The 20,440-nt window shown below is 70.2% G+C and carries 18 protein-coding genes and 1 pseudogene; 8 read left to right on the top strand and 11 right to left on the bottom strand.

The window, feature by feature from the left end; genetic code table 11:
* Positions 1-170 (top strand): annotated as a pseudogene (locus tag AC5P1C_RS36895) (2-oxoacid:ferredoxin oxidoreductase subunit beta); the annotation flags it as partial.
* 58 nt (positions 171-228) lie between these two features.
* On the opposite strand, the gene AC5P1C_RS36890 reads toward AC5P1C_RS36895, so the two are convergent.
* On the bottom strand, positions 229-600 hold the full coding sequence (locus AC5P1C_RS36890) for a winged helix-turn-helix transcriptional regulator (RefSeq protein WP_493870335.1): 372 nt from the start codon (positions 598-600) through the stop codon (positions 229-231).
* 91 nt (positions 601-691) lie between these two features.
* Here AC5P1C_RS36890 and AC5P1C_RS36885 point away from each other — a divergent pair, with 91 nt between their 5' ends.
* Both AC5P1C_RS36885 and rarD read left to right on the top strand, forming a co-directional pair.
* Positions 692-1,552 carry an SDR family oxidoreductase gene (locus AC5P1C_RS36885; protein WP_493870334.1) on the top strand — a complete coding sequence of 287 codons (861 nt, stop codon included), beginning with the start codon at positions 692-694 and terminating at the stop codon, positions 1,550-1,552.
* Between the two features lie 139 nt (positions 1,553-1,691).
* Entirely contained in the window at positions 1,692-2,711 is a 1,020-nt protein-coding gene (rarD, locus tag AC5P1C_RS36880; RefSeq protein ID WP_493870333.1) for an EamA family transporter RarD, read from the top strand.
* A gap of 118 nt (positions 2,712-2,829) precedes the next feature.
* Here the strand turns inward: rarD and AC5P1C_RS36875 are convergent, their stop codons facing one another.
* Positions 2,830-3,246, bottom strand: a complete 417-nt coding sequence (locus tag AC5P1C_RS36875) for a Rossmann-fold NAD(P)-binding domain-containing protein (RefSeq protein ID WP_493870332.1) — start codon at positions 3,244-3,246, stop codon at positions 2,830-2,832.
* 428 nt (positions 3,247-3,674) lie between these two features.
* Here AC5P1C_RS36875 and AC5P1C_RS36870 point away from each other — a divergent pair, with 428 nt between their 5' ends.
* The 3 genes from AC5P1C_RS36870 (at position 3,675) to AC5P1C_RS36860 (ending at position 7,129) form a co-directional block, all read left to right on the top strand.
* Complete coding sequence (locus AC5P1C_RS36870; RefSeq protein ID WP_493870331.1) at positions 3,675-5,231, top strand: hypothetical protein; 1,557 nt, start codon at positions 3,675-3,677, stop codon at positions 5,229-5,231.
* 157 nt (positions 5,232-5,388) lie between these two features.
* Positions 5,389-6,330 carry a M28 family metallopeptidase gene (locus AC5P1C_RS36865; RefSeq protein ID WP_493870330.1) on the top strand — a complete coding sequence of 314 codons (942 nt, stop codon included), beginning with the start codon at positions 5,389-5,391 and terminating at the stop codon, positions 6,328-6,330.
* A gap of 205 nt (positions 6,331-6,535) precedes the next feature.
* Positions 6,536-7,129, top strand: coding sequence for a flavodoxin family protein (locus AC5P1C_RS36860; protein WP_493870329.1), 594 nt, complete (start codon positions 6,536-6,538; stop codon positions 7,127-7,129).
* Positions 7,130-7,179: 50 nt separating this feature from the next.
* Here AC5P1C_RS36860 and AC5P1C_RS36855 read toward each other — a convergent pair whose 3' ends face one another.
* From AC5P1C_RS36855 to AC5P1C_RS36830, 6 genes are all read right to left on the bottom strand, one after another.
* Positions 7,180-8,121 carry an ABC transporter permease gene (locus AC5P1C_RS36855; protein ID WP_493870328.1) on the bottom strand — a complete coding sequence of 314 codons (942 nt, stop codon included), beginning with the start codon at positions 8,119-8,121 and terminating at the stop codon, positions 7,180-7,182.
* Positions 8,108-9,073 carry an ABC transporter ATP-binding protein gene (locus tag AC5P1C_RS36850; protein ID WP_493870327.1) on the bottom strand — a complete coding sequence of 322 codons (966 nt, stop codon included), beginning with the start codon at positions 9,071-9,073 and terminating at the stop codon, positions 8,108-8,110. The genes AC5P1C_RS36855 and AC5P1C_RS36850 overlap by 14 nt, the downstream gene beginning before the upstream one ends.
* A gap of 118 nt (positions 9,074-9,191) precedes the next feature.
* Complete coding sequence (locus AC5P1C_RS36845; RefSeq protein WP_493870326.1) at positions 9,192-10,463, bottom strand: LolA family protein; 1,272 nt, start codon at positions 10,461-10,463, stop codon at positions 9,192-9,194.
* Positions 10,464-10,710: 247 nt separating this feature from the next.
* The gene (locus tag AC5P1C_RS36840) at positions 10,711-11,703 is read right to left on the bottom strand and encodes a CHRD domain-containing protein (protein WP_493870325.1); all 993 of its coding nucleotides are present in this window, start codon (positions 11,701-11,703) and stop codon (positions 10,711-10,713) included.
* A gap of 160 nt (positions 11,704-11,863) precedes the next feature.
* Positions 11,864-12,874 (bottom strand): polyprenyl synthetase family protein, encoded by a 1,011-nt coding sequence (locus tag AC5P1C_RS36835; protein ID WP_493870324.1) that lies wholly within the window; start codon positions 12,872-12,874, stop codon positions 11,864-11,866.
* A gap of 51 nt (positions 12,875-12,925) precedes the next feature.
* Complete coding sequence (locus tag AC5P1C_RS36830) at positions 12,926-13,132, bottom strand: hypothetical protein (protein ID WP_493870323.1); 207 nt, start codon at positions 13,130-13,132, stop codon at positions 12,926-12,928.
* Positions 13,133-13,172: 40 nt separating this feature from the next.
* Here AC5P1C_RS36830 and AC5P1C_RS36825 point away from each other — a divergent pair, with 40 nt between their 5' ends.
* Positions 13,173-14,687, top strand: coding sequence for a peptide MFS transporter (locus AC5P1C_RS36825; protein WP_493870322.1), 1,515 nt, complete (start codon positions 13,173-13,175; stop codon positions 14,685-14,687).
* A gap of 19 nt (positions 14,688-14,706) precedes the next feature.
* Positions 14,707-16,695, top strand: coding sequence for a CocE/NonD family hydrolase (locus AC5P1C_RS36820; protein ID WP_493870321.1), 1,989 nt, complete (start codon positions 14,707-14,709; stop codon positions 16,693-16,695).
* Here the strand turns inward: AC5P1C_RS36820 and AC5P1C_RS36815 are convergent.
* The 3 genes from AC5P1C_RS36815 to AC5P1C_RS36805 form a co-directional block, all read right to left on the bottom strand.
* Positions 16,692-17,513, bottom strand: a complete 822-nt coding sequence (locus AC5P1C_RS36815; RefSeq protein WP_493870320.1) for an HAD family hydrolase — start codon at positions 17,511-17,513, stop codon at positions 16,692-16,694. The two genes, AC5P1C_RS36820 and AC5P1C_RS36815, sit on opposite strands and share 4 nt — an antisense overlap.
* A gap of 238 nt (positions 17,514-17,751) precedes the next feature.
* Positions 17,752-18,954, bottom strand: coding sequence for an FAD-dependent oxidoreductase (locus tag AC5P1C_RS36810; RefSeq protein ID WP_493870319.1), 1,203 nt, complete (start codon positions 18,952-18,954; stop codon positions 17,752-17,754).
* Between the two features lie 68 nt (positions 18,955-19,022).
* Positions 19,023-20,264 (bottom strand): carboxylate--amine ligase, encoded by a 1,242-nt coding sequence (locus AC5P1C_RS36805; protein WP_493870339.1) that lies wholly within the window; start codon positions 20,262-20,264, stop codon positions 19,023-19,025.
* Between the last annotated feature and the right edge of the window lie 176 nt (positions 20,265-20,440).

Raw genomic sequence — 20,440 nt, 5'->3', positions numbered from 1 at the left:
CCGACCCCGACACCCTGCACCACACCCCCATCGGCGTCTTCCGCGACATCGAACGCCCCGTCTACGACACCCTCATGGCCGACCAGCTCGACACCGCCATCGAGCACAACGGCAAGGGCGACCTCGCCGCACTCCTCGCCGGCGGCGACACCTGGACCGTCGCCGGCTGATCAGGTCGACCGGCTCAACTCGCTTGCCCCGAGGCCCGGTTCTGATGGATCCAATCCTTCAGGACCGGGCCTCGTCGTACGCCTGGCGCGCCTCCTGCACATCACCCAGCCGCCGCTCGGTCCACTCGGCGAGCGCCCTGACCTGTTGACCGACCTCGCGCCCGAGGTCGGTCAGCGAGTAGTCGACGCGCGGCGGGATGACCGGCTTGGCGTCGCGGTGCACGAGGCCGTCGCGCTCCAGGGTCTGGAGGGTCTGCGTCAGCATCTTCTCGCTGACCCGGCCGAGGGCCCGGCGCAGCTCGCTGAAGCGGTACGAACGCTCGTCCAGGGCGATCAGGACGAGCACGCCCCAGCGGCTCGTGACGTGCTCCAGGACGATGCGCTGCGGGCACATCCCCTCGTCTCCGAGGTTCCACTCGCTTACTGCCATGCCAGTACCTTACTTCAAAGTGGGTACTTTCCAAAAGTTAGCGCTAGCCGTAGGCTCATTGTCAGAACCACACCAAAGGGAGATTCCAGACATGAGCATCGTCGTCACCGGAGCCACCGGAAACCTCGGCCGTCTCGTCATCGACGGGCTGCTCGCCGCGCGGGTGCCCGCCGGGCAGGTAGCCGCCGTCGTCCGCGACAAGGAGAAGGCAGCCGATCTCGCCGCGCGCGGCGTCGAATTGCGGATCGCGGACTACAGCGCGCCCGAGACCCTCGCTGGTGTCTTCACCGCGGGCGACAAGGTCCTGCTGATCTCCGGCAGCGAGGTCGGGCAGCGCGTGCCGCAGCACGCGGCGGTGATCGACGCGGCGCGTGCGGCGGGTGTCGCGCTCCTCGCGTACACCGGCGTCCTGGGCGGGCCCGACGCCGACTTCGACCTCGCGGCCGAGCACAAGGAGACCGAGCGGCTGATCATCGAATCCGGTCTGCCGCACACGTTCCTGCGCAACGGCTGGTACCACGAGAACTACACGGCCAACATCGCCCCGGTCCTGGAGCACGGCGCCGTCGTCGCCTCCGCGGGCGAGGGCAGGGTCGCATCCGCCTCGCGCGCCGACTACGCGGCTGCCGCCGTCGCCGTACTGACCGGCGAGGGACACGAGGGCAAGGCCTACGAGCTGAGCGGTGACGTCGCATGGAGCCTCGACGAGTACGCCGCCGAGATCGCCCGGCAGACCGGCAAGGACATCTCGTACGCGAACGTCCCCGCCGAGCAGAACCTCGCGATCCTGACCGGCGCCGGTCTTCCGGAGCAGTTCGCCGCGATCCTCGTCGACGTGGACGCGGCGATCGGGCGGGGGCGGCTTGCCGGTACGAGCGGCGATCTGGCCCGGCTCATCGGCCGGCCTACGACGCCTCTCGCCGATGCGATCGCGGTGGCTCTCAAGGGCTGACGCCCTGAGGCCCGGGGGGGGGCGGCGCCGGGCGAGACGGAGGTCATGACCGTTTTCGCGATACGGGCATGACACGGGGGTATCCAGGCCGCTACCTTCTTGGAGGCAGCGTGGGGCTGCCGTGCACCAAGGAGGGGCCGTGGACGCTGCCGCAGCTGAGCAGTCGAAGGGCGAGCAGCGCATAGGACTGTTGAACGGCATCGCGGCCTACGGAATGTGGGGCCTCGTGCCCCTCTTCTGGCCCCTGCTCAAGCCGTCCGGAGCGGGCGAGATCCTCGCCCACCGCATGGCGTGGTCGCTCGTCGTGGTCGGCATCGCGCTGCTCACGGTGCGACGCTGGGCGTGGGCGGGTGAGCTGATCCGCCGGCCGCGCAAGCTGGGCCTGGTGACGATCGCCGCGGCGGTCATCACGATCAACTGGGGCGTCTACATCTGGGCCGTGAACTCCGGCCACGTCGTGGAGGCCTCCCTCGGCTACTTCATCAACCCCCTGGTCACCATCGCGATGGGCGTCCTGCTCCTCGGCGAACGGCTGCGGCCCGTGCAGTGGGCGGCCGTCGCCGTCGGCCTCGCGGCGGTCCTCGTCCTCGCCTTCGGGTACGGGCAGCCGCCGTGGATCTCGCTCTGCCTCGCCTTCTCCTTCGCCACGTACGGCCTGGTGAAGAAGAAGGTCGGCCTCAGCGGCCTGGAGTCGCTCGCCGCCGAGACCGCGATCCAGTTCCTGCCCGCGGTCGGGTTCCTGGTGTGGCTCGGCGTGCAGGGCGACGCCACGTTCGGCGCGGAGGGTGTGGGGCACGGGGCGCTGCTCGCGGCGACCGGGGTGGTCACCGCGATCCCTCTGGTCTGCTTCGGAGCCGCCGCGATCCGGGTGCCGCTCGCGACGCTGGGGATGTTGCAGTACCTCGCGCCCGTCTTCCAGTTCCTGCTCGGCATCCTGTACTTCCATGAGGCGATGCCGCCGGAGCGGTGGGCCGGGTTCGGGCTTGTCTGGCTGGCGTTGACGTTGTTGACCTGGGATGCGATGCGCGGCGCGCGGCGTAATGCGGTGCGTCTCTCCGCTGCGCGGAAGGCTGCTGCCGCTGCTCCGGCCCCCGCCGCCGGGCGGGAGACGGAGCCGATGACTCCCGCCGCCGGGCGGGACACGGGGTCCACGGTCTGACCTGCCCTGCGGGCCGCCGTTCTGCGGCTGCGGGTGCGCTATGGCTGGTCGCGCTCACGCGGCGGAGCCGCATATCGGCACAGCCCCGCGCCCCTTACGGGGCGCCCCCGGCGGGAAATCAGCCCCATGATTTCGCCTCCGCCGCCGCCTTCGCGTACACGCTGAAGTCTCGTGGTTCGCGGCCGAGGACATCCCGTACTCCGCTCACCGGTGTCGCGTTGTAGCCGTCCGTCAGCCAGGCCAGGACGTCCGCCAAGGCGCGGGCCAGGTCCGCGGGGACGTCCGCGGCTGTCAGTTCCACCACGTACTCGTCCGGCGTGATGTCCTCGAACCGCATCGGCCGCCCCGAAGCCTCGGCCAGCTCCGCGACCGCTTCGGCGAAGCTCAGCGCGCGGGGCCCGGAGAGTTCGTAGACCTTGCCCGTGTGTCCGTCCTCGGTGAGCAGCGCGGCGGCCACGTCCGCGATGTCGTCCACGTCGATGAAGGGCTCCGGAACGTCGCTGACGGCCGGACGCCCGGCCCCCGCCTCCCTCACGGCAGCAGCGGGCTGAGCTCGACACTCGGCCGATGTCTTGTGCCGACGTGTTCCGCCGACGCTCGGTCGGCGGAACCGGCTGGCGGAACCGGTCGGCGGACCGCTCGCCGGAATCGGTCGGCGAACCCGTCGCCCGAGCCGGTCAGCCGAACCCGTCGCCCGAACCACTCGCCGGAGCCGGTCTGCGAACCACTCGCCCGAATCGGTCGGCGAACCCGTCGCCCGAGCCGGTCAGCCGAACCCGTCGCCCGAACCACTCGCCCGAACCACTCGCCCGAATCGCTCGGCCGAACCGGCTGGCGGGAACACGTCGGCCCCACCTCCTGCGATTTCGGCGGCATCGTCGCTACCTTCACCGATACGGCATCAGACGTGACCGAAAGCGACATGACCTGATCGATCGAGATCGGCGGGAGGTCGAGACCCTCGTGTCCGAGACGACACGGCCCCGTGACCACCTCCCCAGCGGCCTCCCCAGCGGGCTCGCCATCGCCCTCACCAGCCGTCTCCTCCCGCGCCGGCTCTCCGGGCGCCGCGACCTCCCCCTCATCGCCGCCTGCGTCGCCTTCGCCCTCCTCTCACTGGCCCTCGTCCCGCTCACCCTCTCCCTCGGCTGGGACGAGATCGTCTACGCGAGCCGCTTCCCGCCGTACGCGCCCCCCACCCCGTTCAGCGCGCCCCGCACCCGCGGCGTACCGCTGCTCATCGCCCCGGTGGCGGCCTGGAGCGACTCGGTCGTCCTGCTCCGGGTGTGGCTGACGCTGCTGTCGACCGCCGCCCTCTACCTCGGCTTCCGGCCCTGGTTGCGCGTCATCGCCCACCGTCCCGCCGCCGTCGGCGTGGCCGCCGGGCTCTACGGAACCCTCTGGTTCGCGCTGTTCTACGCGAGCGCCGCTATGCCGAACCACTACACCGCCATGGGGATCACGGCCGCGGTCGGACTCTTCCTCCGGGCGAGCCCCGGGCTCCTGGCTCACGCGGGGATCGCGGCGGGGCTCACGGTCGCCGCCCTCATGCGTCCCAACGACGGCGCCGCCGTTGCCGTCCCGCTGCTCGTCGCCGCCCTGCTCGTGCCCGCCTGGCGGCCGCGGGGGCGCGTCCTTGCCGTGGTGGGCGGCGTCGTGGCCGGTCTGCTGCCGTGGGTCTTCGAGGCGTACGTCCGCTTCGGCGGCGTACGCGAACGGCTCACCGACGCGAGTGACGTGCAGGGCGGGCTGCGCCCCCTCGCCGCCATCGAGGCCCAATTCACCGCGTTGGACGGCCCGTTGCTCTGCCGCCCGTGCACCGCCGACCAGCTCAGGATCGCGGCCTCGGGGTGGTGGATCCTGCTGCCGCTGCTCGTGGCCGCCGGGCTGTGGGCCACGAGGAGGGCGGTCGACGTCACCCGGCAGCCGGACCGCCGCGCGCTCTGGCTCGCCGTGGCCGTAGCGGCAGCTGCCGCCCTCCCCTACCTCCTCCTCGTCCCCTACGGCGCCCCCCGCTTCCTCCTCCCCACCCACGCCCTCCTCGCGATCCCCGCAGCCGTCGGCCTCCTCGCCCTCGGCGACCGGGCGAAGCGCGCCCTCCGGCCCCTCAGCTCCCTCAGCCCCCTCCGCCTCCTCGCCGTGGCCGTCGCCGCCCTCCTCGTCGCCCACGTGGCGGTACAGATCGCTCTCGCCTTCGGCAACGCCCGTATCCAGGCGGGCGCCCGCGGCGACTGGGAGCGCATCACCGACGTCCTGTACGCGCAGGGGGTCCGCGCCCCGTGCCTCCTGAAGGGCAACACCTCGGTGATCCCCATCGCGTACGTATCCGGATGCTCGGCCGCCCGCCAGGGTGACCGGCGGCAGCCCGCCGCCCTGGTCCTGCGCGGCAAGCAACCCCCTCGCTGGGCCCGCGACTGGCGGCGCCACCCGGTGCCGGACACCTACGCCCCCGGCTGGACGGTTCTCGTGCCACCGCCCGCGACCGCCATCCGGAACACGTCGACCGATATGCGCTCTTGACGCACGGTCAAGCCCAGCCTCACCATCAGGCACGCCAATTCCGTTCGACGTTCACGGAATTGGCGCACCAGCAGGCAGCCCTCAGATGCCCCCACGCACCTGACGGCGACCGTCACCACCCTCACCGAACGATCCAACAGAACACGGAGCCCCCCACATGAAGCTCTCCGTTCCCGGACGCGCCTCGGCAGCCGCCGTCATAGCCGTCGCCGGACTCCTCACCACCAGCGCGATATCCTCCGCGGCCCCCTCCCCCACGGCGGCCGCCCCCGACATCTCCGTGGCCAACGTCCAGGGCCACCTCTCCCAGCTGCAGTCCATAGCCGCGTCCAACGGCGGCAACCGCGCCCACGGAAGCGCGGGCTACAAGGCCTCCGTCGACTACGTGAAGGGCAAGCTGGACGCGGCCGGATTCACCACGTCACTGCAGGAGTTCACCTCCAACGGCGAGACCGGCTACAACCTGATCGCCGACTGGCCCGGCGGCGACGCCGACCAGGTCGTCATGGCCGGCTCGCACCTCGACAGCGTCGGTTCGGGTCCCGGCATCAACGACAACGGCTCCGGTTCGGCCGCGATCCTGGAGACCGCGCTCACCGTGGCGCGCGAGCAGTACAAGCCCACCAAGCACCTGCGGTTCGCCTGGTGGGGCGCCGAGGAGCTGGGGCTCGTCGGCTCCTCGCACTACGTCGACAAGCTGCCCGCGGGCGACCGCTCGAAGATCAAGGGCTACCTGAACTTCGACATGATCGGCTCCCCGAACCCGGGCTACTTCGTCTACGACGACGACCCCACGATCGAGAAGACCTTCAAGGACTTCTACGGCGGCCTCGACCTCACCACGGAGCCCGACGAGGAGGGCGACGGCCGCTCGGACCACGCCCCGTTCAAGGACGCGGGCATCCCGGTCGGCGGACTGTTCAGCGGCGCCGACTACGAGAAGACCGCCGAGCAGGCCCAGAACTGGGGCGGCACGGCGGGTGAACCGTTCGACAAGTGCTACCACTCCGCCTGCGACACGGAGTCGAACATCGACGGGACCGCGCTCGACCACAACAGCGACGCCGTGGCGTACGCGGTGTGGGGGCTCTCCTCGTAATCCACCGGCCCACCGGCCCCCGGCCCACCGGCCCCCCGGCCCACTGGTCGGCGGTCGGCGGTCGGCGGTCGGCGGTCGGCGGTCGGCGGTCGGCCCAGCACCCCCTGGACGCAAATACCTGCGCGTGCATATAGTGCATGCGCAGGTAATTGCACGGCTCCTTCGCGGGCCGCGCTCGACCACGCCACGACCCAGGGGGCCCACCATGACCCGCAAGTTCCTCTTCGTACTCGGCAGCGCCCGCCCCGACGGCAACTCGGAGGCCCTGGCCCGCCGGGCCGCCGAGCAACTCCCCGCGGACGTCGAGCAGCGGTGGCTGAACCTCGCCGACCACCCGCTGCCCGACTTCGAGGATCTGCGCCACGACGGCACCCGGCCCCGCGCCCGCCCCCGGCCCGTGGGCGACAACGAGGCGCTGCTCCTGGACGCCACGCTCGACGCCACGGACATCGTCATCGTGTCGCCCCTGTACTGGTACTCGCTGTCGGCCACCACCAAGCGCTACCTCGACCACTGGGACGCGTGGCTGGAGATCCCGGAGATCGCCTTCAAGGACTCCCTGAAGGGCCGCACCCTGTGGGGCGTGACGGTGCTCGCACATCGCGAGGAGGAGGTCGCGGAGCCGCTGATCGGCACGCTGAACCACACCGCTGCGTTCTTCCCCATGAACTTCGGCGGCGTCCTGCTGGGCAACGGCTCCCGGCCGGGCAACGTGCTCGACGACACCGAGGCCCTCGCCCGCGCCAAGACGTTCTTCACGCAGGAGCCGCCACTCGCCCGCTACCCGTACGAGAAGTGACACCGCCTGCGCCGTCGGACCTGCGCCGTGAGGACCTACGCCGTGAGGACCTACGCCGTGATGTCCTTCGCCCCGAACCGCGCCCAGGCCGCCGATCCGAACAGGACCGCGTACAGGCCCTGCAGGCCGAGGTTCTTGGCCAGCTCGTCCCAGTAGACGGGCTCGCGCATCAGGTCCGCGAAGGACAGCCAGTAGTGCGAGAAGAAGTACGGTTGGATGGCGTGCAGTTGAGGGATCTGGTCGAGGATCTGGATCGTGATCAGCAGCCCGACGGTGGTCGCCATCGCCGCGATGCCGCTGCTGGTCAGCGTCGACACGAAGAGCCCGAGCGCCGCCACACCGATCAGGGACGCGGCGACGACGAGGGCGATGAGCAGGGCGCGCAGCAGCCCTTCGCCGAAGCTGATCCGGGTGCCGGAAATGGTGGTGACCTCGCCGACCGGGAAGAGCAGCGACCCGACGGCGAGCGCCGATACGGCCACGACGAGCGTCGCGACCAGACAGAACGTCATCGTCGTCGCGTACTTCGCGAGCAACAGTCGCGTCCGCCCCGCCGGGGCGACCAGCAGATAGCGCAGCGTCCCCGAGCTGGACTCGCCCGCGATCGAGTCGCCCGCGACGACGCCGACCGCCATGGGCAGGAAGAACGGGAGCGTCGCGGCGAGGGCGGTGAAGACCAGGAACAGGCCGTTGTTGGTGACCTGAGCGATGAACGCCGGGCCACCGGCCTCGCCGCCCCCGCCGAGCGTCGAGCCGTCGCTGGTCTCGATCTTGACGGCGACGCCCACGAGGATCGGCACGGCGGCGAGCACACCGAGCAGGGCGAGGGTGCGCCAGCGCCGGAAGGTGATGCCCAGCTCGCTGCGGAAGAGCCCGAAGGTCCAGATCCGCCGGACCGCACGCTCCTCACCCACGCCGTCCGTCCCGCCTACGCCGTCCGCCCCTCGTACGCCGTCCATCCCTCGTACGCCATCGACCTCAGCCCGCGACATCGAAACCCTCCCCCGTCAGCGCCACGAACGCGTCCTCCAGCGAGGCCCGTTCGACGCCGAAGCCCCGTACCCGTACGCCCGCGCCGACCAGGGCCGCGTTCAGCTCCGCGAGGTCCGTGAGGGAGTCCGCGCCCGGCGGTTCGCCCGTCACGCGGTCCTCCGTCACGACGAGATCCGTCACGCCCAGCTCCTTCAGGACGCGGACGGCTTCGCCCGTGTCCGGCGTCGTCACGGTCAGCCGTCCCCGTGCTCCGGCGGCGAGTTCGGCGACCGGGCCCTGGGTGATCAGTCGGCCCTGGGCCATCACCGCGGCATGCGTGCAGACCTGCTCGATCTCGTCCAGGAGGTGCGAGGAGAGGAATACGGTCGTGCCCTCCGACGCCAACTCCCGGATCAGCAACCGGATTTCCCGCATGCCCTGCGGGTCGAGGCCGTTCGTCGGCTCGTCAAGCACGAGGAGTCTGCGCGGCTGGAGCAGCGCGGCCGCGAGGCCGAGGCGCTGCTTCATGCCCAGTGAGTACGCCTTCGCCTTCTTGCCCGCGGCGGCCGTCAACCCCACCCGGTCCAGGGCCGATTCGGCGCGCACCCGGCGGGTGCGCGGATCGGCGGTCGGGTCGGCGGCGTCGTACCGCAGGAGGTTGTCGCGGCCGGACAGGAAGCCGTAGAGGGCCGGGCCCTCGATGAGGGCGCCCACGTGCGGGAGCACCGTACGCGTCTCGCGCGGCATGGGGCGGCCAAGGACCTTGGCCCGGCCCGAAGTCGGCTCGATCAGGCCCATCAGCATCCGGATGGTGGTCGTCTTGCCCGAGCCGTTCGGCCCGAGGAACCCGAAGACGCTGCCCGCGGGCACGGTGAGGCTCAGCTGGTCCACGGCCAGCTGTTTGCCGTAGCGCTTGGTCAGCGAGGAGGTCTCGATCACGCTTTGCGTCGGGCTGCCGTCTGTGCGGGGCACTTGTCCTCCCTCACCGGTGCGGCGGGCTCAGGGGTTCGCCCCCTGAGCCCGCCGCCTGTACGTCTACTGCGAGTGCTTCGTGGCTGATCGCGCGGTTCCCCGCGCCCCTTACGGGGCGCTACTTCGCGTCGTTCGCCGCCTTCACCAGGGCATCCTTGGTGACCGCGCCCGCGTAGACCTTGCCGTCCTCGGTGATGAGGGCGTTGACCAGGCGCGTCTTGAAGACCGTGCCCGAGCCGAAGTCACCCGACACCTTGTCGCCGAGCGAGTCCAGGAGCCGCTGCGCGTCCGGCGGGACGTCGTCGGAGCCACCCGTCGGGAGGCCCTGGCCGCCCGGCAGTTCCAGTTCGGCGATGGAGTTCCAGCCCTCGCCGATGACGTTCAGACCGCTCAGGTCCTTCTCGCCCTTGAACTCCTTGCCGCCCTTGCCGCCTTCCTCGAAGCCGTGCTTCTCGGCCTTGGCCTCGTCGCCCTCGGTGACCTTCGCGCCCTTGGGCGGCGTGAAGTCGAAGGTCGACGCGGCCGGCTTGCCGAAGTCGACCTTCGTGAAGCCCGCGTCGACGACCGCGCTGCCGCCGCCCGACGGAGTGAGCGTGAACTTCAGCGGCGTACCGGTCTCGGCGTCCACCGCGACCGTGATCTGACCGACCGTCGAGCCGGACTGCTTGGGCTTGATGACCAGGCGGTACGCGTCACGGCCCGCGACCTGCGCGGTGCCGTCCACCTTCACCGACGTCGTGTCGTCGACCGCCTTCAGGGCTTCATCGGCCAGCTCCTTGGGCGTGGACGGGACGTCCTTGGGGAGGTCCTGCTTGCCCGAGTCCTTGCCCGAGCCCTTGTCGGCGCCCTTGCCGTCCGCCTTCGAGTGGTACGCCTCGTTCGACTTGCTGTCGTACGCCCACACGTCGTCGCCGTTGTGGATCAGGCTGTACTCGGCGGCGTCGTCCAGGACGGACAGCTTCTGCTTGTCGGGGCCGTCGGCCGCGACGCGCAGCGTGTGCGTGCCGGACGCCAGCTCCATCAGCTTGGCCTGCGGGTCCGCGGCCGAGCCCTTGCCCTCGCCGTCGTCGCCCTCGCCGCCCGAGCCGCTGCCCGGAGCGAATCCGCCGGCCATGCCGCCGCCGATGGACGGGAGGCCGAGGTCGGTGCTGATCTTCACGGTGCCCGAGAGCTGCTCCGTGTCCGACGCGGCGATCTTCTCGATGAGTTCCTGCGCGGTCACATCGGGCAGGTCCGGGTCGCCCGACGTCGCGAGCGCCGGGACGAGCCCGATGGTCGCCGCCGCCACCCCCGCCACCGCGATGGGGACTACGTAACGCGCCGCCTTACGGCGGCCTGCGCGCAGCTCCCCGGTCTCACTGGTGTGCTGCTCCGGTTCGTACGGTGCCATTGTGTGCCCTACCTCCGTGGTCGGCGGCGGCCTTCCCAGTACGTGCGTGCGTCCACTCCTCGCCGCCATTCTCACCCGAATAGGTCAGGAGTGGTTGTTCTTGCTGGACCTTGCTGTTCTCTATACGACCAAATCGGCCAGCGAGAAGCGTCAGACCCCGGGAGCAACTCCACGTACTGCTGTGGGATGACACAGACAGGCGGCGCCTCCCCCAACCAGTAGGGGAGACACCGCCAGGCGGTCAGGGTCAGCGCTGCACGAACACGTAGTCCGCCTTGTACGGCACCTTCTCGATGGCGCCCGGCTCGCAGTCGCCCGCCGGTGCGACCCCTCCCTCCGTGTTCAGGCGCAGGATCTCCGCGGTGCCTGCGAGCAGTCCGCGGGGCTTGCCGGTCTGGGTTGCGGCCAGGTCGAGTTCGGGGATGTTCTTGTCGCCGTTCGGGGTCCTGGAGATCAGCTTCGCGGTGACCTGGCTGCGGTCGGGGGCGGTCCAGCGCGGGGTGCCCGAGTTGGGGGCGACGAAGTCATGCGCGATGGAGCCGCCGAGCCGCGCGCGCACGTCCCGTTGCGCGAAGGCGAACTTGCCGGAGCCGTCCTCGGCCTTCTTGCACTCGTAGATCTGCTCGCCCCGGAGCACGGACGCCTGGAAGTTGGCCGCCGCGTTCCGGAAGTCGAAGGCGGTGGTCACCTTGTGGAGCTGGCCGCGGACCGCGCCGCCGGGGAACTCGGCGGTGTGCAGGTTGGCGTAGAAGCTGTTGGGGTTCGCCTTCAACTGCGCGAGCAGCGCCGCGTCGTGGACCTTGACCGTGCCGGTGACGCGATTGCCCTTGCTCTTGCTGGCGCCCTGGCTCTTGCTGTCGCCCTTGCCGAGCAGCTTGGTGAAGTCGACCTTGACGCCGCCGTTGGCGCCTTTGGCGCCCTGGTGGATGTGGAGGGCGGTCGGCTTGCCGGTGCCGCGCCACTTGACGGTGACCGAGACCTCGTCGCCCTTGACCTGGACGAACTGAAGCGCCCTGCCGTCCTTGTCGCCGACCGAGGGGCCGCCCTGCGTCGGCACCTCGTTCGCGCCGTTCATGCTCGCCGCGAAGATGGATCCGCCGCTGCTACCCGTGCCCCCACTGCCCGCGACAGCCGGCGGTGCCGCCATCGCCACACCCCCCGCCGCGGCGACGGCCACACCGGCTGCGAGCAGAGCCCTGCGGCGGTGCGCGAAAGTACCCGAGGTACCAAAAGTGCCCATGGTCAGAAATCTCCCCGTACCTGAGCCGACGCCCCACTGCGTCGGCTTCCGGGCATAGGTACGGAATAGATCTGATCCTGGACTCACTCCAGGACGAACGGAAAGTGTGACCTAAGCCACACTCGATCCGTCACGTCGACGGCCCGCCCTGCGCGCCGACTCAGCCCGCCCGATGCACCACGAGATCGCAGAGCTCGACGAGCGACGTCTTCGCGTCGCAGTCCCGCAGCGGCGCGAGCGTGTCCCGCGCCTCCTCCGCGAACCGCACGGTGTCCTTGCGCGCCTGCTCCAGGGCCGGGTGGACCCGCAGCCGTGCCAGCGCCTCGGCGTGCCGGGCGTCGTCCGTCAGGTCCGAGTCCAGGAGCTCGCTCAGGGCGATGTCCTCGGCGAGCCCGAGCTTCTCCACCCGCTCACGCAGGCGCAGGACCGGAAGCGTGGGGATGCCCTCGCGCAGGTCCGTGCCGGGCGTCTTGCCCGACTCGTGCGAGTCCGATGCGATGTCCAGTACGTCGTCGGCGAGCTGGAAGGCGACGCCGAGCCGCTCGCCGTACTGGGTCAGGACGTCCACGACGGTCTCGTCGGCGCCCGACATCATGGCGCCGAAACGACACGCCACGGCCACGAGTGAGCCGGTCTTGCCGCCGAGCACGTCGAGGTAGTGGTCGATCGGGTCGCGGCCCTCGGTCGGTCCCGCCGTCTCCAGGATCTGGCCGGTGACCAGGCGTTCGAAGGCCTCCGCCTGGATGCGGACGGCGTCCGGGCCGAGGTCGGCCAGGATGTACGAGGCGCGGGCGAAGAGGAAGTCGCCGGTGAGCACGGCCACGGAGTTGCCCCAGCGCTGGTTGGCGCTGTCGACCCCGCGGCGCACGTCCGCCTCGTCCATCACGTCGTCGTGGTAGAGCGTCGCGAGGTGCGTGAGCTCGACGACGACGGCGGAGGGCACGACGCCCGGCGCGTACGGATCGCCGAACTGCGAGGCGAGCATCACGAGGAGCGGCCTGAACCGCTTGCCGCCCGCGCGCACCAGATGCTGCGCGGCCTCCGTGATGAAGGGGACCCCGCTCTTGGTGGCGTCGAGCAGACCTTCCTCGACGGCCGCCAATCCGGCCTGGACATCGGCTTCGAGAGCCTGGTCCCGCACGCTGAGGCCGAAGGGCCCGACGACGGTCACGAGGGGTTCTCCTGTCTGCTGACGATCACAAGTCGGTCACTCGGTCGATCATCACTCGGTCGATCTTTGCGTGATGATCGCGTCGATGACACGGTTTGTCGATGTGTCGCTGCCATCACTCAAGTCAGCGTATCCGGTCGCCTTTCGATCACAGTGGGCACCCGCCTGTGCAATGCCGCCCAGGCGACGTGCGATCACCACCGGTATGTTCTTGATCAGCCGATACGACACAGAAGACCGCATCACCCCGTAATTCACGAAAGCACCATGAACAACAGAACTACCGGGAGCACAACCTTTGTCCCGCACTGAGCCCGACACCGAACCGCCCGCGGAGCCGCCGACGGACCCGCCGCCCGGCGACGACCACGCCTTCTTCGGGCAGCCGCGCGGGCTGCTCACATTGTCGGGCCTCGAGGTCTGGGAGCGCTTCTCGTTCCTCGGCATGCAGGCCATCCTCGTCCTGTATTTCGCCGACTCCGTCGCGAACGACGGACTGGGCATGGATTCCGGGACCGCCGCTTCGGTGTCGGCGGCGTACGGAACGCTCGTCTATCTGGTGTCGGTGGCGGGCGGCTGGCTCGCCGACCGGATCCTCGGCTCGTACCGCGCGGTCCTGTGGGGCGGCATCCTCATCGCCTGCGGCCACTACTCGATGGCCGTCCCGACGGCCACGATGACCTGGGTGGGCCTGGGCCTGATCAGCGCGGGCACCGGTCTCCTGAAGCCGAACGTCGCCTCGATGGTCGGCAAGCTCTACCGCACCGACGACGACCGCCGCGACGCGGGCTTCGCGCTGTACTACATGGGCATCAACATCGGCGCCTTCGCGGGCCCGCTGATCACCGGCTGGCTCGGCGACCACAAGGGCTGGCACTGGGGCTTCTCGGCGGCCGCGATCGGCATGACCTTCGGCCTCATCCAGTACGTCCTCGGCCGCCGTCACCTCGCCGGACGCAAGGCGTCGGCCGAATTCGCGCTGCCCAAGGGCGCCATGCGCCGCGCGGTCGCCCTGATCGTCGCGGGCGTCGTCGTGTTCGCCGCGCTCGCGGGTCTGCTCGCCGGCATCGGCTGGCTGACGATGGACCGCTTCGTCGACCTGCTCACCCTGGTCTCGGTGATCGCGCCGATCGTCTACTTCGTGGTGATGTTCCGCAGCCCGCGCGTGAGCAGCGAGGAACGCGGACGACTCAAGCCCTACGTGGTCCTCTTCCTCGCCTCGGTCGTCTTCAACTTCATCCTCTTCCAGGCCTACTCGACGATGATCCTGCTCGCGTCGACGAACGCCGAGACCGCGATCCTCGGCTTCACCTTCCCCGCCAGCTGGTACGCCTCCGCGCTCGGCGCCTTCGAGGTCGCGCTCGCCCCCGTCGTCGCCGCGGTCTGGGCCCGGATGGGCCACAGCCAGCCGCACGCCTCGAACAAGATCGCCTTCGGCGTGATCCTGGGCGGCCTCTCGTTCCTCCTGATGGTCCTGCCGACCTCGGGGCACTCGGACGACACGTACAAGATGGCCGTCTGGTGGATCGTCGGCTCGTACCTGCTGCTCGGTCTGGGCGACATCCTCGTGGAGACCTCCGGCATGTCGGCCACGACGAAGCTCGCCCCGAAGGCCTTCGCCAGTCAGACCATGGCCCTCTGGTTCCTCTCGCTCGCCCTCGCCAACGGCATCCAGGCCCAGATCGTGAAGCTCTACGGAGAGGTCTCCAACCCGGCGTACTTCGGCGTGAACGGCGCGATCGCGGTCGCCGCCGGTATCGCCGTCATCCTGCTCGCACCGTGGCTGCGCCGCACCATGCACCCCGTCCACTGAGGACACTGAGGTTCCCGCCATGCAGATTCGCACTTCCTTCCCGTACGAGACCACGCGCGAGGACGTCCAGGTACCCCTCCCGGACGGGACCAAGCTCTACGCGCGCATCTGGCGCCCGGTGACGGACGAACCCGTCCCCGCGCTCCTGGAGTACCTCCCCTACCGCCTGAGCGACTGGACGGCGCCACGCGACTTCCAGCGCCACCCCTGGTACGCGGGCCACGGCTACGCCTCCGTGCGCGTCGACGTGCGGGGCCACGGCAACTCGGAGGGCATGCCGGGCGACGAGTACGACGCCGTGGAGCTCGCGGACGGGGTCGCGGTCGTCGACTGGCTCGCCGAGCAGCCCTGGTGCTCCGGCAAGGTCGGCATGTTCGGCATCTCGTGGGGCGGCTTCAACTCCCTCCAGATCGCGGCACTCAAGCCCGAGCCGCTCAAGGCGATCATCACGGTCTGCTCCGCGGACGACCGCTATGACAACGACGTGCACTACATGGGTGGTTCCGTCCTCGCCGTGGACATGCACGCGTGGGCGGCCACGATGCTGGCCTTCGTGTCGCGCCCGCCGGACCCGCTGTTCGTCGGCGACCGCTGGCGGGACATGTGGCTGGCCCGCCTCGAAGCGGTCGACCCCTTCATCCACACCTGGCTCGACCACCAGACCCGCGACGCCTACTGGCGGCACGGCAGCGTCTGCGAGGACTACTCCGCGATCGACGCGGCGGTGCTCGCGGTCGGCGGCTTCCACGACCCCTACCGGGACACGGTCCTGCGCCTGGTCGAGCATCTGCCGGGCGAGGTACGGGGGTTGATCGGCCCGTGGTCGCACCAGTACCCCGACCGTGGCCTGCCGCCGGGTCCGGCGATCGGCTTCCTCCAGGAGACGCTCAGGTGGTGGGACCAGCACCTGAAGGGCGTCGACACAGGGGTGATGGCCGAGCCGAAGCTCCGCTCCTGGATCAGCGACTCGCACCCGCCGGCGACGGTGTACGCGGAGCTGCCGGGCGGCTGGGTCGGTGACCCGTCCTGGCCGTCCCCGAACGTCACGCCGGTCGCGTACGCCCTCCAGGGCACGCCGTTGGTGGTGAACTCCCCCCAGCACACGGGCCTGGACGCGGGGCGCTACTTCCCGTTCGGCAACGACGCGGACCTGCCGCCGGACCAGCGGGACGAGGACGCGAAGTCGGCGTGCTTCGAGTTCGAGGTCCCCTCGGCCGTACGCATCCTGGGCCGCCCCAAGGTGACCCTGCGCCTGAAGATGGACGCCCCGTCCGGCCAGGCGATCGCGCGCGTGTGCGACGTGGCACCGGACGGCTCGTCGACCCTGGTCACCCGTGGCGTCCTGAACCTCTCGTCGCGCAACGGCCGGGACCGGGTGGACCCGTGGCCGGTCGGCGAGACGGAAGACGTGACCTTCGACCTGAACGCGATCGGCCACACCTTCCCGCGCGGCCACAAGATCCGGCTCGCGGTGTCGTCGGCGTACTGGCCGTGGATCTGGCCGCAGGCGGACTCGGCGGGCTTCGTCCTCGACCCGGCGGGCAGTGCGCTCGAACTCCCGGTGCGCGAGGGCGACCTCGACCCGTCGATCACCTTCGAGGCTCCCGAGCAGTCGGAGCCGCTCGAGGTGGTCTACCCGGCGACGCTCGACGAGCTGCGTCCCGAGCGCCTGGTCGTACGCGATGTGGCGAAGGGCGAATGGCGCATGGAGGTGGACCCACGCTACGGCGGCACACGGGTCTACCCGGACGGCCTCGAGTTCACCGAGGACGCGGTGGAGACGTACACGATCAACGAGTCCGACCCCCTCAGCGCCCGCACCCGCTCCGACTGGACGATCCGTCTGCACCGGCCCGAGCTGGCATGGGACGTGTCGATCACCTCCCGCTCGGAGATCACGTGCGACGCGACGGACTTCATCACGTCGAACGAGGTCGTGTGCAAGGACCGTGACGAGGTGGTGTTCCACAGGACGTGGGAGAAGCGCATCCCGCGAACGGCGGGCTAGCCCGCCCGCTGCCCGGAGAGCAGCCGCTCGAGCACGACGGCCACCCCGTCCTCCTCGTTGGTCGAAGTCACCTCATCGGCGGCCAACTTGAGGTCGGGGTGGGCGTTGGCCATGGCTACGCCACGGGCCGCCCACACGAACATCGGTACGTCATTGGGCATGTCCCCGAAGGCGATGGTGTCCTCGGCGGTCATCCCGAGCCGCTCGGCGGCCAGCGCAAGGCCGGTCGCCTTGGTCACCCCGCGCGGCTGGAGCTCGACGGTGCCGGGTCCGGACATGGTGACGGTGGCGAGGGGCCCGACGGCATCGCGCGCGACGGCGGCCAACTCGTCGTCGGTGAGGTCGGGGTGGCGCAGGAGCACCTTGCTGATGGGCTCGGCCCACAGGGCGTCACGCCCCTTCACACGCACCGCGGGCAGGGTGGGGTGCGGCATCAGATACCCCGGCTCGATGAGGGTGAGCCCGTCCACGCCGTCCTGGTCGACGGCGGCGTAGACCTCCCCGACCTCGGCCTCGATCTTCCCGAGCGCGGCTTCGGCGAGCTCGCGGTCGAGCGTCACGGACCAGACCATGCGGTCGGCCCCGGCGTCGTACAACTGCGCCCCCTGCCCACAGACGGCCAGGCCATCTCCCCCCAGATCGTCGAGCAACGGCTTCACCCGTGGCGCGGGCCGCCCGGTCACCACCAGGTGGCGCGCCCCCACCCCGGCTGTCGCCGCAAGGGCGGCCAACGACCGGTCGGAGACGGTGTCGTCGCCGCGCAGCAGCGTTCCGTCCAGGTCAGTGGCGATAAGTGAATATGCGAGGGCTACAGCCATGATCCAGAGAATACGGATCCCCGGCGATGTCGAAAGCAACGTGACAGGAGCTGTGACGCGCGCAGTGCGCTGGTCGCACAACCGGCGCTCGGCGGATTCACCGGGACGTGTCGCTTCGAGCCATCGCGGTTGCGCGAGGGCGGCGGGATGTGCACATGCCCCGGGACGGGACCACCCGCCGGAAGACAGGTGGCCAAGCCCCTGGAACAAGCTCGTCGGCCGGTCCCTGGCCGGCGGCTCAGCCGTGCGTCCGTGCCAGGTGCCGAGCCACCCGCGGCGAAGCGAATTCCGTGCCGCAGACGAACCGCATGATCGGGCCGTACGACGAGCCGCCCAGCATGCCCGTGAAGTAGAGGCCCGGGATCGACGAGACATAGCCCGCGCCCAGCTTCGGGGTGCCGCGGCTCGTGGCCAGGCGGGCGCGGAGCGCGGGGCCCAGGAAGTCCATCGCGGCGATGTCGACGCGGTAGCCCGTCGCCGCTATCACGTGGTCCGCGGTGAGCTCCCGGATGCGGCCGCCGGGCGTCTCCACCCGCAGCAGTGGACTGCCTTCCTGCACCTCGGACTTGATGATCCTGCGTACTTCCCGCGTCTCCACCTTGTCCTCGTAGCGGTCCCGCAGCCACCACGCGCTGAGGGGGCCCAGGATGCGGCGGACCAGGAAGTGGCGTGCCTGCGGGGGCAGATGGCGGTACGGGTCGGCGTGATAGCTGATCGCGTACAGCGAATAGGCGCGGCCGAACGGCGATTCCGGACGCAACTTCGGCTGCTTCCAGGGCGGGTCGCCGAAGTCCACCGCGCCCCTGCCGCGAGCCACGACACGTACCTGCGCTCCCGCCTCCGCCGCCAACGCCGCTGTTTCGAGCGCGGACTGGCCTGCGCCGACGACGATCAGCTCACGGCCGGAGAAGCGTGACAGGTCGTGGTGTTGCGAGCTGTGCGAGACGGGCCCTGTGGGGGCCGGCCCGTCCGGTGCGACCGAGGCGAGTTCGCGCGGGACATGGGCGAGTCCGGACAGGCCGGTCGCGACGACGACCGCACGCGCCGTGAACTGCTCCCCCGAGTCCAGTTTCAGCTCGAAGCCCGCCGTGCCGCGCCGCTCGACCGACACCACCCGCACCTGTTCCAGTTCGGGCACGAGCTTCTGCTGGAACCACTCGCCGTACGCGATGAACGTCTCGATCGGGACGATGTCCTCGTCGGTGACCAGGCGCGGTATCCCCGCCGCGTCGCAGTAGTCGACGAGGGTGTGGCCGCGCTGTGGCGCGTCGATGTTCGAGGCCACCGGCGTCGATTTCAGGAGCATCCCCGCGGGCATGTGCGCACGCCAACTCACCATCGGATCACCGAAGATCCGTACGGGAATACCACGGGCCCGCAGATGGGCCGCGGTCGAAAGGCCGTACGGCCCCGCCCCGATGACTGCTACTGGATGGATCACGAAGTCCTCCCCAGGACGTCACTTACTGCGTGTGCCTACTTCGTGTGGTGCATGGTTCGGCGGCCTGCTCAACCGGTCGTGCTGCCCCGTCTGTTGGTCCGCCACAGTTGGTACAGATGCTTCGCCCCCGGCCGGATGAATCGCGCGAGCATCGTGAAGAACGGCTTCATGTCGTCCGACGCGAGCCATGCCAGCTCCGTGCCGCTCGCGTGCGGGGGCGCGTGCGGTGTCGTGTAGCCACTGCGGCGGTAGGCGAGGAGGGCGGGTAGGTCGATGTTCTCCACGACGTACCGACGACCGGCGCGCTGCTCCCCCTCCGGAACAGTGCGGCCTGTCAGGTGCAGGTGCATCGCGCGGACCACGTCGATACCGGATTCGTTCTCGAAGAGCCGGAACTGCGCGCCCATGCGGGGGTTGAAGTCGAGCAGTTTGTACTGACCGTCGCGCCGGTCGAAGCGCAGGTCCAGGTCGATGACGCCGGTGAAGCCGATCTGTTTGATGAAACGTGCGGCGAGGTCCGCGAGTTCCGGATTGTCGACGACGTACGCATGCGCCGTCATCCCCGCGTGCGGCGGCCAGGAGCGCACCTTGACCCCCGTGAACATCGCGCGGGGCACCGAGTCCGCGTCGAAGTACGCGTGCACGATCCAGTCCTCGGCCTGCTCCCTCGGCAGATACTCCTGGAGAATCACTCCGGGGCGCTCGCCCCAGCCACGGGCCAGGCCGAGCAGGCCCTGCGGGGTCTCTATGCGCGTCGTCCCGTTCACCGCCGGACAGGAGCGGCGCGTGAACGCCTCGCGGTTCTTGGCGACGACCGGGAAGACCGCCGCAGCGGCGAACTCCGCTATGTCCCCGTAGCTCTCGGGGAAGGACGCCGCGGGCGATGCGATGCCGTGCTCCACGCACAGCTCGTGCAGGCCCCGCTTGCTGGCCAGGCGGCGGGGTAACTCCGGGTCCACGCGCGGAAAGAGGAACCCCGCCGCGCTCAGCGGCTCCTGATGCTCGGCGATGAGGACGGCCGCTTCCTCGTCGGTCGGGATCAGGACCGTGGGTCTGCCGATCCGGCGCGCGACGCGCAGCATCCCCTCGACGAGCCGCTCCGGCTCCTCCGCGCCGGTGGTCGGCCAGGGAAAGGCGCGGGTGAGATGGCGGGAGGCCGCGGCCGGTGTGTAACGGTCCTCCGTGATCGCGTACATGGGCACGCCGAGCCGCCCCAGGCTGCGGATCGCCCCCACGCCGCCGTGGTGCAGCGGATAGTCGCCGAACTTCACGATCAGGCCGGGCACCTCACGGTCGGCCGTGAAGGGCATGCTGTCGTTGGTCATGGCCACGGGTCCCCCCACGTGTCCCTCCGTATGACCCGGACCCACCCCGTCCGCGTCCCCCCAATGGACGCTAAGCCGGAACTGACCACTCCAGCAAGGTTTATCCGGACATTGCGAACTCTTTAGACACTGCCCCAACCGGTGGCTTCCACGTAACGTGT

The organism is Streptomyces sp. A18, assembly GCF_059026065.1.
The sequence above is the reverse complement of the archived record's forward strand: the minus strand, read 5'-3'. Positions and strand labels throughout refer to the sequence as shown.